The sequence below is a fragment of the Chryseosolibacter histidinae genome, from assembly GCF_018598225.1.
Classification (GTDB): Bacteria; Bacteroidota; Bacteroidia; order Cytophagales; family Cyclobacteriaceae; genus Chryseosolibacter; species Chryseosolibacter histidini.
In genome coordinates this window covers 124112-139582 of record NZ_JAHESF010000016.1, presented here as the reverse complement: position 1 = coordinate 139582, position 15471 = coordinate 124112, and the positions used below count along the sequence as shown (strand labels likewise).

The 15471-nt window shown below is 49.5% G+C and carries 15 protein-coding genes and 1 tRNA gene; 9 read left to right on the top strand and 7 right to left on the bottom strand.

The window, feature by feature from the left end; translation table 11 throughout:
- Position 1: 1 nt before the first annotated feature.
- Positions 2–1258: a dipeptidase gene (locus KK083_RS17465; protein WP_254165318.1), complete on the bottom strand. Its 1257-nt coding sequence runs from the start codon at positions 1256–1258 to the stop codon at positions 2–4.
- A gap of 59 nt (positions 1259–1317) precedes the next feature.
- On the opposite strand from KK083_RS17465, the gene KK083_RS17460 reads away from it, so the two are divergent.
- From KK083_RS17460 to KK083_RS17440, 5 genes are all read left to right on the top strand, one after another.
- Positions 1318–2028, top strand: a complete 711-nt coding sequence (locus KK083_RS17460) for an RDD family protein (RefSeq protein WP_254165316.1) — start codon at positions 1318–1320, stop codon at positions 2026–2028.
- Positions 2025–2270: a cytochrome b5 domain-containing protein gene (locus KK083_RS17455; protein WP_254165314.1), complete on the top strand. Its 246-nt coding sequence runs from the start codon at positions 2025–2027 to the stop codon at positions 2268–2270. The genes KK083_RS17460 and KK083_RS17455 overlap by 4 nt, the downstream gene beginning before the upstream one ends.
- 117 nt (positions 2271–2387) lie before the next feature.
- A complete protein-coding gene (locus tag KK083_RS17450; protein ID WP_254165312.1) occupies positions 2388–3236 on the top strand; it encodes an N-acetylglucosamine kinase in 849 nt (282 codons plus the stop codon).
- 126 nt (positions 3237–3362) lie between these two features.
- Positions 3363–4178, top strand: coding sequence for an N-acetylmuramic acid 6-phosphate etherase (murQ, locus tag KK083_RS17445; RefSeq protein WP_254165310.1), 816 nt, complete (start codon positions 3363–3365; stop codon positions 4176–4178).
- Positions 4165–4734 carry a hypothetical protein gene (locus tag KK083_RS17440; RefSeq protein WP_254165301.1) on the top strand — a complete coding sequence of 190 codons (570 nt, stop codon included), beginning with the start codon at positions 4165–4167 and terminating at the stop codon, positions 4732–4734. Before murQ ends, KK083_RS17440 begins: the two co-directional genes overlap by 14 nt.
- A gap of 150 nt (positions 4735–4884) precedes the next feature.
- On the opposite strand, the gene KK083_RS17435 is transcribed toward KK083_RS17440, so the two are convergent.
- The 4 genes from KK083_RS17435 to era all read right to left on the bottom strand — a co-directional run bounded on the left by KK083_RS17435 (position 4885) and on the right by era (position 8080).
- On the bottom strand, positions 4885–5514 hold the full coding sequence (locus KK083_RS17435; protein WP_254165299.1) for a SprT-like domain-containing protein: 630 nt from the start codon (positions 5512–5514) through the stop codon (positions 4885–4887).
- A 71-nt stretch (positions 5515–5585) separates the two neighbouring features.
- On the bottom strand, positions 5586–5762 hold the full coding sequence (locus tag KK083_RS17430; protein WP_254165297.1) for a hypothetical protein: 177 nt from the start codon (positions 5760–5762) through the stop codon (positions 5586–5588).
- A gap of 72 nt (positions 5763–5834) precedes the next feature.
- On the bottom strand, positions 5835–7145 hold the full coding sequence (gene der / locus KK083_RS17425) for a ribosome biogenesis GTPase Der (RefSeq protein WP_254165295.1): 1311 nt from the start codon (positions 7143–7145) through the stop codon (positions 5835–5837).
- A 47-nt stretch (positions 7146–7192) separates the two neighbouring features.
- The gene (gene era / locus KK083_RS17420; RefSeq protein WP_254165287.1) at positions 7193–8080 is read right to left on the bottom strand and encodes a GTPase Era; all 888 of its coding nucleotides are present in this window, start codon (positions 8078–8080) and stop codon (positions 7193–7195) included.
- Between the two features lie 188 nt (positions 8081–8268).
- On the opposite strand from era, the gene KK083_RS17415 reads away from it, so the two are divergent.
- Positions 8269–8341: transfer RNA gene (locus tag KK083_RS17415), tRNA-Met, on the top strand.
- A gap of 158 nt (positions 8342–8499) precedes the next feature.
- Positions 8500–9195 carry a hypothetical protein gene (locus KK083_RS17410; RefSeq protein ID WP_254165278.1) on the top strand — a complete coding sequence of 232 codons (696 nt, stop codon included), beginning with the start codon at positions 8500–8502 and terminating at the stop codon, positions 9193–9195.
- A 533-nt stretch (positions 9196–9728) separates the two neighbouring features.
- On the opposite strand, the gene KK083_RS17405 is transcribed toward KK083_RS17410, so the two are convergent.
- On the bottom strand, positions 9729–10079 hold the full coding sequence (locus tag KK083_RS17405; protein WP_254165276.1) for a DUF3127 domain-containing protein: 351 nt from the start codon (positions 10077–10079) through the stop codon (positions 9729–9731).
- A gap of 122 nt (positions 10080–10201) precedes the next feature.
- Here KK083_RS17405 and KK083_RS17400 point away from each other — a divergent pair, with 122 nt between their 5' ends.
- Positions 10202–10354, top strand: coding sequence for a hypothetical protein (locus tag KK083_RS17400; RefSeq protein WP_254165274.1), 153 nt, complete (start codon positions 10202–10204; stop codon positions 10352–10354).
- Positions 10355–10653: 299 nt separating this feature from the next.
- Positions 10654–13041, top strand: coding sequence for an ABC transporter permease (locus KK083_RS17395; RefSeq protein ID WP_254165272.1), 2388 nt, complete (start codon positions 10654–10656; stop codon positions 13039–13041).
- A gap of 10 nt (positions 13042–13051) precedes the next feature.
- On the opposite strand, the gene KK083_RS17390 is transcribed toward KK083_RS17395, so the two are convergent.
- On the bottom strand, positions 13052–15391 hold the full coding sequence (locus KK083_RS17390) for an ABC transporter permease (protein WP_254165264.1): 2340 nt from the start codon (positions 15389–15391) through the stop codon (positions 13052–13054).
- Positions 15392–15471: the final 80 nt, after the last annotated feature.

Here is a 15471-nt window from a genome sequence, read left to right as displayed (position 1 = left end):
ACTATTGTAACTGTTCCGAAACCTCGATGACCTTGTTCCAGACCCTGAATACGTTCTTGTAGCAGATCTTGCTGATGTCTTCGGGCGAATAGCCCCGTTTGAGCAGCACTGCGATCAGGTTGGGATACGCTGAAACATCCTTGAGGCCGTAGGGGAGGCTGTCGCCCACACCGTCGTAATCAGAGCCGATGCCAACGTGATTGATACCCGCCAGCTTCACCACATGGTCTATGTGATCGGCCACGCGCTCTACGTCCGAGAACAGCTCCTTGTGCTGCTTGCCGAATTGTTCGATGATCGGTTGTGCTTCAGGATCGGCAGAGGTAAGCTTCTTCTCTTCCAGGATCTTCGTCAATGAGTCGTGCAGTGTTTTGTTCTGGCGCGCTACGGAGTCGAGGAAAGAAGCGCCGAAGTTGATCTGGATCACGCCACCGTTGGCGCCCAGGGTCTTGATCATCTCGTCTGACATATTGCGCTGAAAGCCGGGCGTGAAGAAGCGGCAGGACGAATGCGATGCGATCACCGGTGCCTTGGTAAGCTTCACCACATCGAAGAAAGTGCTGTCAGAAACGTGCGATATATCCACCATGATGCCCACGCGGTTCATTTCGGCCACTACCTGCTCGCCGAAAGGGCTTAAACCCTTCCAGGTATTCAGGGTGTCATAAGATGAGTCGCAGATCTGGTTGTCTTTGCCGTGCGTCAGCGTGATGTAGCGAATGCCACGGTCGTAAAAATATTTCACATTGGCGAGGTCGTTGCCTACCGGCGCGCCGTTCTCCATGCCCAGGGGCAATGAGATCTTACCGGCTTTGGTGTTCTCCTCCACTTCAGCGGGCGTACGGGCCAGCGCGAACTTGTCGGGGTGAGCCTGTGCAATACCCTCGATCATGGTGATCAGCGAATCGGCCAGCACTTTGCCCATGTCGGGTTGTGCCTGGTATCTTGAAGGGATGTAAATAGACATGAAAGGTGCATCAAGCCCTCCCTTTTTTGCGCGCTCGTAATCGAAGTCTCCTTCCGTAGAGCTCACCGGGATGCCGAGGTATTCGCGCTCCAGCCTGAAATGCTTGACATTCAGCCGGTAGGGCAGGTCTACGTGACCATCGGTGATGATGTAGGTCTGGGCCAGCGAGTCGGCGATCCGTTTCAACTGATCGTCAGGCAGGGAAGCGTAGTCTTTTTTATTTTCAGCGGTGGTGACGCAGCCTGCTGCAATAAAAAACAAACTTACACAGGCAAGGAGGTTTAACTTCATATTCCGAAATTTGTAGAGTGTTGGTTTAATTGCGGAAAAGTTATCGAATTTTTGAGCAGATGCAAACTATAAGTGTACAGACAACCCAGAATGTTTCCATCCAATATCCCATTGCCAGTGTTGGCGACCGGATCGTGGCTTACCTGCTTGACCTGGCCATCCTGATCGCGTATGCAATAGCCGTGATCGCCGCGTTCGTCAATATGGATCTTGATGTGGTGTGGCCATGGATCGTATTCCTGGTGATGCCGTGGTTCCTCTACCACTTAATGTTCGAGATTTTTATGAACGGTCAAAGCCCGGGCAAACGTGTGATGAACATCCAGGTGGTGCGGGTGGATGGCACACAACCTGGCGTTGGTAACTACCTGCTGCGGTGGGTCTTCAGCCTCATCGACTTTCACATCCTGTCGGGCGCGATCGCCGTCATCGCCATCGCCACCAACGGAAGAGGCCAGCGCGTGGGCGATGTGGTGGCGGGCACTTGTGTGGTGAAGCTCATCGCCCAGAAAGAGATCACTGCCAGCGAGGTGTTCATCTCTCCTGAAGATACTTACGTGCCTGTGTTCCCGCAGGTGGTCCAGCTCGCAAGCCGTGACATCGAGCTCATCCAGCGCGCGCTCGATGCCAATACCAACCACGGCAATATGCAGCCCGTGCTCATGGTGACCGACAAGATCAAGTCGCTGCTGGGCGTGCAGACAGACCTGGCGCCGGCGCAATTCCTGTATACCATTGTGAAAGATTTTAACCACCTGAACGCACGGTGAACGACGACCTGCTGCCCGTGATCACCCGTGCCCAGCTCGCCCTCCGGAACGGGCAGGATAAACCCGAGATCTGGGTGGCCCTTCGGGGTCTTGTTTACGATGTAACTTCTTCCAGGCTCTGGCGAAACGGCAAACATTATGAACACTGGGCAGGCCAGGATCTGACTGACGAGCTCAAAGATGCCCCTCACAACGAGAATGTGTTCGATAAATTCAAAGTAATCGGGCGACTTAAAAGTTAAAAGCTTTCAATTTTCCGAAAACACACAGACACACAGGGCACGATTGTTTTTAGTATTGGATTCATGTTATAGCTTTGCATCATACTAAAGAGACCTGAACATACCAGCGACCTTAACATGATTCTTATAGCCGACAGCGGAGGCTCCAAAACAGACTGGAGACTCATTCAGAAAGACGGATCCATAGGGCAGGCCAGCGCCCCCGGATTTAATCCCTACTACCAACCCATCGAAGACCTGAAGAAGAATGTTCAGGAAATACTGCTTCCGAAGATCAATGCAGACCCCGTTCAGAAGATCTTTTTTTATGGCGCCGGCGTTTCGTCGGTAAAAAATCAGCTTACCATCAAAAGTGCCTTCCTGGAGTTCTTTCCCGAAGCACAGATCGAGATCGGGTGGGATCTGCTGGCGGCAGCCCGTGCTTTGTGCGGTCATGAACCGGGTATTGCCTGCATCATGGGCACCGGCTCAAACTCCTGCCTCTATGATGGTGAGAAGATCATCGGCAACGTTGCCAACCTGGGCTGGATCCTGGCCGACGAAGGTTCCGGCGCAAACATCGGCAGGAAGTTCCTGGTGGATTATCTCCGGAAAGTGATGCCCGAAAAACTGGCCGACCAATTTCACGTGCGGTTTCCGCTTTCGCGCGAAGAATTCCTTGAAAAGGTTTACCAGCAGGAAAAGCCCAGCGCCTTCCTCGCCAGCTTCGCCAAGTTCATCTTCCAGCATCTCGACGACCCATATTGCTATAAGCTCATTTACGACAGCTTTGCCGAATTCTATGAGAACAACGTGATGAAGTACGACAACTATCAAAACCTGAAAGTGCATTTCACAGGTTCGATAGCCTTCTACTTCAGCGACATCCTGAGGCAGGTTGCCAATGACAAAGGCATTACCGTGAAGAACATCCTGGAGGGACCCATCGCAGGGCTGACCTTGTTCCACCAGAGCGATAATGAATGAAGTACGAAATACTATTTACGAAGTACGAGGAGGGATCCTCAATCTGAATCTGAATCGTAATCGTACCTCGTAAATCGTACCTCGTACCTTTACAATTTTCTTTCAACATTGAATCACTATTATTAAATGACAACAACAGAATCTTCATCCTACTACAGCGATCTTGAAAAAATGAGCGTGCGCGACCTGCTGGTGAACATCAACAAGGAAGACAAAACCGTTCCCCTTGCCATTGAGAAGGTGATCCCGCAGATCGAAGCCCTGGTGAATGAGGTGGTGAAAAAAATGAAAGACGGAGGAAGATTATTCTATATCGGCGCAGGAACGAGCGGCCGGCTTGGTGTGGTGGATGCTTCCGAGATCCCGCCCACGTACGGAATGCCGCAGGGAAAAGTGATCGGACTGATCGCCGGTGGAGACGCTGCCATCCGCAAGGCAGTAGAGCATGCCGAAGACGATGTGGCCCAGGCCTGGAAAGATCTTCAGGCGCACAACATCACCGATAAAGACGTGCTGATCGGTATTGCCGCCTCAGGCCGCACCCCTTACGTTGTGGGCGGACTGAAAGACGCACGCGCGCACGGCATCGTAACCGGATGCATCGCTTGTAACACCGGTACCGAAATTGGCAAGCAGTCAGATTTCCCGATCGAAGTGGTGGTTGGCGCAGAGTTCGTGACCGGCAGTACCCGCATGAAGTCCGGCACGGCGCAAAAGCTCATCCTCAATATGATCTCCACTTCGGCCATGGTGAAGCTCGGAAGGGTGAAAGGCAACAAGATGGTAGACATGCAGCTCACCAACAATAAGCTTATCGGCCGCGGCACAAAAATGGTTATGGAAGAGCTAGGCATTTCCGACGCTGAAGCAGAACAATTACTCAAGGAACACGGTTCTGTGCGTAAGGCTGTGGAAAGCCGGAAAGGCCATGCACGAAATTGAACCATATTATAACTGGTTAAACTACTACGATTCTTCGCGGGACGACCGATCGCCCTTTTACGGAAAACAATACAACCACGACGTTTATTCGGAGACGATCTACGGCTACTACATCGATCCGGCCTGGGATTACATGGGCTCGGAGACGTTGTACGTCAAGATCCTTTATACCGATTACACTGCCGGTTATACAGTAATAGAGTTCATCGGCGAATGGAATGACGCCATCAACAACGACATCATGAACCTGAAACGGAACGTGGTAGAGCCGCTGCTGGAGGAAGGCATCAACAAGTTCATCCTCATCGGCGAGAACATCATGAACTTTCACGGCTCAGACGATTGCTATTACGAAGAATGGTTCGACGATGTGGAAGACGGATGGATCGCCGCTGTATCGTTCCCTGACTTCATCCAGGACGAGTTCAAAAAATACCACGTAGACAACTATATCAACATGGGCGGCACGCTTCAGCTTGAGCGATGGAGAACCATGCAGCCACACACTTTCTTCGATACGGTGAACGGACTCATTACGCGGAGGCTGGGAGCTTGATTGGTTGCCAGTTGCCAGCTGGCCAGTTACCGGTTCGTTTCGGTGTTAATAGTCCCAGCGGAGCTTTGCATCTCAGGAGTTGAAACAATCATGTGAAGGTCGTGCACGTCTCTAAACCGGCCATCCGGAAACCGGCAACTGGCAACCATCTCACAGCATGCTCAGCTGCACATTACTCACCAGCACTTCCGCAGGTACGAGATAGTTACGCCTTGTTTTTATTTCGTGGCAGAGCACGCGGGTTCGTTTCAATTTGCCTTTCCTGAAATATCTTCCCTGGAACTGGAAGATGCTTCCTTCCGGGATGTCCGACAGGGCCGTGTACTGGTCTGCGTGCTTATCGAAAGACCGGAGCACGCGGGTGAGGTCGGCGTCGGCAAAAGAGCTGGCCTTGGGGTTGACCATGTGGCGGCCCAGCTCATGTAAGATTTCTTCAGGAAAGACCTCTTTTTGAAGGGTTGGCACCATCAATTGTTTAAACGCGCTCTTCCATTCCTCGCCGTGGGGATCCACGCGGTTGCCATATTTGAGGTACACGTGCAGGTGCGCCACCTCATGGATATACGTGATCAGGAAAAGAAAGGGGTTGAGGTCGCGGTTGAGGGTGATCCTCGGATGGCCGATGCTCTTGCGGCTTGTAAAGTCTCCTACTTTTGACTGGCGACTGCGGGTGAGCTTGAGCTCGAAGGGAGTGTTTTTCCAGAGGTGGAAACAGTAGGGACAGGCCGCCCCTGGAACGTGCTGATGAAGGGTTTGATGGATTTTCTCAGGATGCATCATAGGCAATAAAAAAAGGCTTTAGCAATTCTAAAGCCTTCCCGGGAAAACAATCTTTTCAGATTGAATGATAATTAAGCTCCAGTAGTGTCGGCAGCTGCTGTGTCCGTAGCTGTAGTGTCAGCAGGCTCAACAGGAGTTTCGACTGAAGTTGTATCTGTGCTTTCAGCGTTTTCGGTTTTACCACCGCCACAAGCAACAAATGCAAATGCAAAGCCGCATACCATTAACAATGCGATCAGTTTTTTCATAGTTTACAGGTTTTAAAATTCATCGCAAATATACTAGTTATGGCTGATTCCCGTGAATGGGGTAAGAAAAAATTATTTTTTCTTGAAGATCAGCCTCACCGGCACCCCCTCAAAGTCAAAATTCTCCCTGATTTTATTCTCCAGGAACCGCTGATACGATTCCTGAATGTATTGGGGAAGATTACAGAAAAATGCAAACGAAGGAAACCGGGCTGTAACCTGTGTAATGTATTTGATCTGTATCAGCTTGCCTTTGGTAGCCGCTGGCGGATAACGTGCAATTTCAGGCAAAATGGCATCATTGATCTGAGAAGTGGGGATCTTCTTGGTCTTATTGCCAAACACCTGTACGGCCTTTTCGATCACCTGGAAGATCCGTTGTTTGTTGAGCACCGAAGCAAAGATGATGGGCAGGTAGTCGATGGGTGCCAGTTTTTCCAGGATCTCCTTCCTGAACTTTTCAGACGTTTTGGAGTCTTTTTCGATCAGGTCCCATTTATTGACCATGATCACCATACCCTTACCCTGCCGTTGCGCCAGGCTGATGATGTTCACATCCTGCGCTTCCATGCCACGCTCTGCATCGATCACCACGATACACACATCACACTCCTCGAGTGCCCTCAATGAGCGAAGCACTGAATAGAACTCTATATCGTCCTTTACTTTTCCTTTTTTGCGTACTCCCGCCGTATCGATCAGAATGAAGTCCTGGCCATACATCTTGTAACGCGAGTGGATGGCATCGCGTGTGGTGCCGGCCTCATCGGTAACAATGCTTCGCTCTGTGCCGAGCAGGGCATTGAGCAGCGAAGATTTACCAACATTGGGTCGTCCGAGGATGGCAATCCTGGGGGTGCCTGCATCCGGGTCCTCCACCCCTTCCGTTGGGAAGATCTTTACCAGCTCATCCAGCAGCTCACCCGTGCCACTGCCGTTCTCGGCCGAGACGGGAAACACCTCACCATCCAAACCAAGGGCATAGAACTCCGACGCCAGGATGGTCTTGTCAGGAGTGTCGGCTTTGTTGGCCGCTACAAAGATGGGTTTCTTCGAGGCACGCAGCAGGTTGGCAAAGTCTTTATCGAAACCTGTAAGTCCGTCTCTGCAATCCACCATAAAGATCACGGCGGCCGCTTCATCGATGGCGAGCTTCACCTGCTTCCTGATCTCCGACTCGAATTTGTCTTCTGAACCGGTAACATAACCGCCGGTATCGATCACCGTAAAAAATTTGCCGCACCATTCGGCATAACCGTAGTGGCGGTCGCGCGTAACGCCCGGCATATTGTCCATAATAGCCTGTCGCTTCTCGATCAGCCGGTTGAAAAATGTGGACTTGCCAACGTTTGGCCTGCCTACTATTGCTACTATGTTTGACATTTCGAAGTACGAATTACGAGGTATGAGATAAGAAGTAAATTCAAATATTATTCAAGATAACCGAACTGCCGGAGCTTGTTCCGCTCCTTACGCCAGTTATCGGCAACCTTCACACGTGTTTCTAAAAAAACCTTTTTTGCAAAAAATGATTCCATGTCCTGCCGCGCCTCCATGCCCACTTTCTTGAGGGAGCTTCCGGCCTTGCCGATGATAATGCCTTTCTGCGATTCGCGCTCCACGTAGATCTCGGCGCTGATCCTGATGATGTCTTCCGCCTCTTTGAACGATGTGATCGCAACCTCGCAGCTGTAGGGGATCTCCTCGGAGTAGTTCAGGAAGATCTTCTCGCGGATGATCTCGGAAGCGAAAAATCTTTCCGAGCGCGTGGTAAACTCATCCTGCGGAAAAAACGGCGGATGCTCGGGCAGACGGGCCTTTACTTTCTCGAGGATATCGCTGACGTTCTCTCCCGTTTTTGCAGACACGGGAACGATCTCGGCTACGTTGGGTAAAGCGGCTTTCCAATAAGCAACTTTATCTGTCACCTGCGACCCTTTGGCCTGGTCTATCTTATTAACCACCAAAATAATGGGTGTTGTGAATTTTCTGAACCGCTCCAGGTGCGGGTCTTCGAACCGGTCGTTCAGCTCCACCACCAGCAAAATGACGTCAGCATCCTGCAGCGAAACTTTCACGTAATTCATCATGGCCTCCTGCAGGGAATATTTTGGTTCGAGAATTCCCGGAGTGTCAGAATAAACTACCTGATAATCGTCTCCATTCAGAATTCCCATGATGCGGTGACGCGTGGTTTGCGCTTTGGCCGTGATAATGGAAAGGTTCTCACCCATGAGCTTGTTCATGAGCGACGACTTGCCTACGTTGGGTTTGCCAACGATGCTAACGAAGCCGGCCTTAAATGCTTTTTGTTCCATCAATCCGCAAAGTTACTTGTTTTTTCGCTGTTAAGGTTCTACTTTTGTCCTCCATTTTAGAGCGGATTAAAAGGATTGCTGGATTTTCAGGATTTTTTTAACCGGAATGAAACTCTGAGAGAACAATCGGAGTTAGAATAGTCACAAGATTGATTCCTGAAAGAAAGAAGTTCTTTCCAAAGATACATCGCGGGGTGGAGCAGTTGGTAGCTCGTTGGGCTCATAACCCAAAGGTCACAAGTTCGAGTCTTGTCCCCGCTACTTAGCAAAAGCGACTTTAGGGTCGCTTTTTTGTTTTTAGATATTTTGATGCGAGAGAAGCTTATCCAATTACCTTCTCTTACTACATAACGGTAAGAGAAATAGGTTATCTTAGGTGCACAGGTAACTAAAATTTGCATGACCTTATCCATTATCGCATGAGATCTGTCCTCCTTACACTGTTTATAACAGCAAGGCTTGTCAACCTGGTCAATGGCCAGTCGGTTCAAGAGAATCTGCCGGGTTCAATACAGGTTCCAAAAGTGAGTCTGGTGTACGTAAAAAACGGGCCGTTTGACAGGGAATGTGGATCGTTACTGAACAAACCAGTGAAGCAGGAAGACATAGATGAGCTGTCGGGACGGGTAGGCGAATTCCAGGCGATGTGGGATAAAGAAGGATCTGTTTACCTTCAAACAATTCTTAAGGAAACCGGACGCCCGTTTCCATGGCAGGACGTAGAAGTGACACTGACTGCCTGTGATTTTCCTTCCATGGGCTCGCCTTTAATAATATATACAAAAAGTTTTCTCTCCTCAGCTTCCAAGCCACATTCTGTATCCGCTTTTCCGATCGTTATCTTCCACGAGTTGATGCACATTTTTCTACGCTCTGTTGATGACAATTCTTTGTTGAAACAGAAGTATGTATCCGAGTCGCCCCTTACACTGAGCCAGCTGCAGGTAATGGCTCTGGAGAAATTCGTCTTGTTAAAACTGGGCCGGCCAGATATTATCAAATGGCTGGACACACGCTACCGCACGCGTTTCTCACCAGAGCATCGCCGCGCCTGGGAAATTGTAAACGATATAGAAGGATGTGAGGCATTTATTGCAGAGTTGAAGAAGAATTAAAGAAAGAAATCCCAACACCGCTGCAACCCCCCGGACGTTTTTTCTGGTTGTAAATAAATCTTGCAGAAAAGGAGCTCGGCAATCCTAACGTCGGTTTTACAGTCTGTTTCCCAGTTAACTGTTTGTACTAGGAGAACTAATATGCGTTTTTGTACATGTACAAATACAACCGTAAAAAAGCTTGTACAATTTTCAAGGCTGCTTTGACCACCTCGCGAGTTGTACATGAAAAAATGGCCACCTAAAAAAACTCGTACAGTCCACAGGCAGGTGCAGGTAGGTGGGGCCAACAGTGGATTTACCGGCCCCGTTTGACCCGGTAATGTGTGTAATTCGGGCACTACTCAGCAAGCGGTTCCAGCTTAAGCTCATTACGGATCGCATCATTTTCTTCCTCCTACAGATCGCGAATGATGGTGAAATCACGCTGTGAATTTGTCATGATGAGGTACTAATAAAATAGCAAAAAAGGCCCTCTTTACAAAGAAGGCCCCGTATTGCAAAATCATACCGGCTAATCCTAAAACCGGTTCCTAGAACGGAAGATCATCTCCGGAGTTGCTTTGGATCGGCTCATCATCATAGACGGGCAGTCCTGCATCACCGCTGCTGGAACCTCCACCAACGGGCTCGACTTTCCAAGCCTTTACATCGGTGTACCAGCGTGAATTGTACTCCCTGCTCTCGATGTCGAAATCGATCTTGAGCTTGTTGCCAACAACCAGTTGACCTGGGTTGATCTTATCGCCCCAGATAGAAATGCATACCTTTTTAGGATACTGTCCTTCGGTCTCAACCACGATATCCTGTTTTTTCCATTGTCCGCTTTTGCCCTGGCCGGTTTGCAGCGGGAGCATCTGGATCAGTTTGCCTATAAGTTGCATGTTATTCTTTTGTTTTCAGGTGTTACAATCAAAATTGGCTGCGAATATAAAGCCTAAAAGGAATTTCCGAAACAGCGTGGATCAACTTCGGTCCTGAATTTTTGTGATCTTATCGCGGTCGAATGCAAACACAGACTGACCTTCAGCCGCAACAGATCGCCAGGCAACGCCACGGCCAGAACAGCTTCGTAATCGATATCAACGGTAACGGTACCGTCGTGAAATTCCAGGATGTTATTTTTTGCTCACGCCGGGGAGAAGTGTCCCAATTGTAAGCGCGAATGCAGCGCCCGATGATCTTTTTTTGAACGTCACTCATAATTCACCAAAGGTCTATTACCTAAGATACAGTAATATCAAGAGAAATCAACCATCGCGCTTGCTTTTCACCGATGAGATTGATGTGCATTTCAGGTGCTCGCAAATTCGCCAAAGGCAGTCCGGCAGCCGTCGGCGTGACGTTCGTATGCGGACGAGTCCGTTTCAGGTACGAACAAATCAAGGTCCTGGACTGACGAATCCTTCTCATTTTGCCATGATCGCTCCTGGCACGTTTGTTGGCATCGGATAACACATGATCAAAAATTACCTGCTCATTACACTTCGCAACGTGACGAAGAACAAGCTGTTCATCCTCATCAACGTGCTCGGCATGGGCGTGGCCATTGCCTGCTGCATCGTCGGTTATTTCGCTTATGAATACGACGCCACTTTCGATGCTGTACATGAACAGCGCGGAAACATCTACAGGGTAAGCGCCATACGCGAATTCGACAACAAGCTCACCCGGTTCGGATATGCCGCAATGCCACTGGGAGCCATCGTAGACAAAACTTTCCCTGATGTTGATCTCTCATCACGATATCATTACTCCTCATCGAACTTCAAACGAGAAAAAGATCTCTTCCCTGCCAATATCTCATACGTTGATCCGGATTTTTTCCGGATGTTCTCATTTGATTTCATCTCGGGCAACCCCGCAGACCTGAACGACAAAACCAGTGTTTTCATTAGCGAGGCAACCGCAGTTCGTCTGTTCGGTTCGCCAAACGATGCTTTCGGAAAAACCATCACACAAGTGTACGGACCTCAATTAAAGGAAGTGCGGATCGCCGGTGTCTTCAGGGAGCCACCCATGAACTCAAGCTTCTACAAGAAAGACGGCGCCGCCTATATGAACTTTGAAAATTTCAAAGATGAACACCAGGGCATGCGTGAAGACGACTGGAAACAGGAGTGTATGTTGTTCGTTCAGATCGATGACGGCAGTCGTGCAGGCCAGGTTCACCGTGCGCTTCAATCATACATACCGAACAACAACCAGGCGAGGGAAGATTTTCAGGTGAGCGAATTTGCGCTTGACCCCTTCACTACCATGGCGCACCGTGACCGCGATGATAATGTAACGTCATGGCTTCAAACGGCTCCGCCCCTCTCCGCTGTGATCGGTTCAATGATCATGTCGTTCCTGATATTGCTCATCGCGTGCTTTAACCTGACGAATACTGCTATCGCCATCTCTTCAAGGCGACTAAAAGAAATCGGCATCCGCAAAGTGATGGGCAGCATGCGTACGCAGCTGATCATTCAATTTATTGGCGAGACTACTTTTATCTGCTTCCTGGCGTTGCTGGCGGGACTTGGCATTGGCGACCTGCTCATTGCGGGATGGAATCTGATCACCGCCAACAATATTCACATCGAGCCTAATTATCTCGATTCACCCTTGTTTCTTTGTTTTATCGCAGGTGTGTTGTTATTCACGGGTATACTTGCAGGCAGCTACCCGGCATTCTACATCAGCAGGTTCAACCCCGTGAGCATTCTGAAAGGCAAGCTCAAGTTTGGCGGCACCAATTATTTTACCCGCACACTGCTGGGTGCACAGTTTGCCATCTCATTGATAGCGGTGGTCAGCGCCTTCGCATTCATGCAGAACGCACGTTATCAGCAGCAGTATGACCTTGGCTTCGATGTGCGCGGCTCGGTGGTTGCCTGGATCAACGATCGCAGTGAATTCGATACTTATAAAAATGCGTTGCAGTCGCATCCGGAAATCATTTCCATGGCTGGCGCCGGGAGCGGGATCTTTTCAAACCGCGATCATGAGCCCGTCAAACATGAAGCGCGTCAGGTAGAGGTGGATGTGATTGCCGTGGGCGATCATTACCTGGAGACCCTGGGCCTGGAGCTGCTCGAAGGCAGGGATTTTATCGAAAATTCAGAAACAGATCAGAAAGAATCCATCATCATCACGCAAAAGATGGCGGACCTCTTTGGCTGGGACAAGCCGCTTGGGAAAGAGCTGATCTGGAAAGACAGCGCGAAGCTTTACGTTGTTGGCGTTGTGAAAGATGTTTACACGCTGGGGCTATGGCGCGAAATGGAACCGATGATGATCCGTTATGTGCTGCCCGATCAGTATACCCAGATCGTTGTGAATACAAAGTCCGAAAATGTTGCCGCTGTCAATACCTTCATGAAAGAACAGTGGGCCGCGATCTTCCCCAACCGGCTCTACAATGGAATGATGATGGCGTCACACCTGCAGCAGGTGATCGATCTGAACCTGAGCATCGTGTACGGTTATACTTTTTTGGGTGCCATTGCCTTGCTGCTTTCGGCTACAGGTTTGCTCAGCCTGGTATCGCTTAACATCGTGAAAAGAATGAAGGAGATCGGCGTTCGAAAAGTACTGGGCGCCTCGGTTTACAACATCAGCCGTATCATCAATACCGAATTTTTGATCATCCTTGCTGTTGCCTCGGTATTAGGATCATGGGCGGGTTACACCTGGTCAACAACCATCATGGGCACAATATGGAAATATCACCAGGGTGTGAACGTCACCACATTCCTGGCTTCTACCGGATTGCTCTTTATTGTTGCGCTCATGATCATCGGCTACCAGGTATTTACGGTTGCCAATATGAATCCGGTGAAGACGCTCAGGGATGATTGACCATGAGACACTACTCAGTTTTAAGCGACTCAACCGGATTTTTTACGGCGGCCAGAAACGACAAATACAAGACTGTTAACAACACAAAGCCGATCATTGCTGCCGCTACCAGAATGAAGGTTATGGCAGACACGGAGATGCGGAAAGCATAACCCGCCAGAAATTCTTCCATGAGATAGGAGCCGATCGGAAAGGCCACAACAAACGAGATCAGCACCGGGCGCACTGCACCGCTGCAAAGCATGATCAGGATCTGAGATACAGAAGCGCCCAGCACCTTACGCACGCCGATCTCTTTTGTACGTCTTTGCGTATTGAACATCGTTAAGCCCAACAGGCCAAGTCCAGCAATCACCAGCGCAATGACGGTGAACCACACAGACAGGTTTCCAAGAAGTTTTTCCTGGTAAAACTGGTGCTCGAAATCGCTGTCGAGAAAACTATAGGGCAGCGGAATGCCGGGCTGAAATTTATCGAATACGGCTTTAACATGGGCGAGTGCCTGATCCTGCTGCCCATCGGCATACAGTATAAAAAGGTTGTACAGTTCTTCTTCGGTCTTGAGTGTAAAAATGACAGGACCCATCGGCGCATGAATATCTTCATTGTGAAAGTCCTTCACCACACCAATGATCGTTCCCTGCTGTTCGCCGAACATCGTGTAGGTAATGGTTTGCCCAACAGGGTCACTGAAGCCGAGAAGGTCTGCAGCTTTTTGGTTGATGATAAAACCTGCCGAATCAGAGGCAAACTGGCGTGAGAAATTTCGTCCCTGAACAAATTCAAACCTGAGCGCCGATAACATGTCATGATCACACGAGACACCATTTAACATAGTAGGCTCTTCCCCGCGTTTTCCGGCCCAGCGTACTTCGGCATATCCATTGATCTCCATCGGGCTGGCGCCTCCCAGGCCCGCAGACAAAACCGAGGAGTGATCGAGGATCTCTGCTTTAAAATTTTGTAACGGAAGATTAAAATCCGGCGAAAGCCAGATATTGATGACGTTGTTCTTATCAAAGCCGAGGTCCTTCTTCAGGAGATACGTTGTTTGTTGCCGCATGACCACGGCGCTGAAGATCAGTATCACTGAAAGTGTGAACTGGAAAATAACAAGCGATCTCCGGAACGTGGCACCCGTCAATGCGGGCATCGTATGCTGCTTCAGCACCAGGGCGGGTTTGAGCGATGAAAGTAAAAATGCCGGGTAACTTCCGGCGACAAGCCCTGTAAAAAGTGCAATGCCGGAAAGACCCAACAGCAATTTGGGATCGGTAAGTGACATTGAAAGCTTCGCACCTGTGATCAGATTGAATACAGGAAGCAATAAATAAGCAATTCCCAGGGAGACGAGGGTGGCCATCAAAGTGGTGAACAGACTCTCGGTCATAAACTGGCCAATAAGCGTGCGTTGTGTAGCGCCGGTCATTTTGCGCACGCCGATCTCGCGGGCCCGTTTCGCTGCACTGGCGGTCATGATGTTCACATAGTTGATGGCCGACATCATCAGAATAAACAACGCCGTAATGCCGAAGATGACCACGTAAACAATACGCCCACCCGAGACCTTGCCATTTTCAAAGCTCCAGTGCAGTCGCCAGTCCGTGAGACAAAACAGCAACGATGTGGCATTTTGATTGCCAAAAAATTCTTTGAACCTGGCGTCGATCTTCCTTTCCACCGCTTCACGCGCACTGGCGGCATTCAGCTTCACATAATAGTTTTGCCATTCGTCCTCCTCCCTTGGCTTCGCATGAAAGGGCAAAACAAATTCGTATGAGCGCAGGCTGCTATTTTCGGGGAAACCTGAGAATACACCCGTAACCTTCAATTCATTTGTACGGTCCAGCATGATGATCTTTCCCAGCGCATCGTTGTCGCCAAAGAGCAACTGCGCCAGCGTTTTGGAAATAACAATGGAGTGATTGTCGGGCATTGGATGCATTGCATCGCCCGCTATCATCACAGGCTGAAAGACCTTGAAGTAACCTGTATCGGCATAAACGCCGCGTTTCTGCAATGCTTTCGTTCCATAGCCAAGAAGGCGACGGGTATTATCTATTCGCGTAAAGCTTTCTACTTCAGGTATGCTGGTGGCCAGGTAATCTGCCAGTGGCACGGGCGTTTCTTCAGAGGTCTCAATATCGCCGTCGACAGCTTCATTCATGAGCACGGCAAAGACCCTTTCATTATCAGGATGATAACGGTCAAAGTCCAGCTCATACGTCGCCCACAGGAAAACAAGAATGACCGTTGTAATTCCCACAACCAATCCACTCAGGATAACAAAAGAATAAGACAGGTTTTTGAAGAACTTCCGGATGGTTAACGCCAGGATGGAAACAAACATACACGCAGGGTTTTTATGAAAGATGGATAACTAAAACGAACGACCAGGGCTATTGTTTCATGGTTAGGTGTCAACAATCT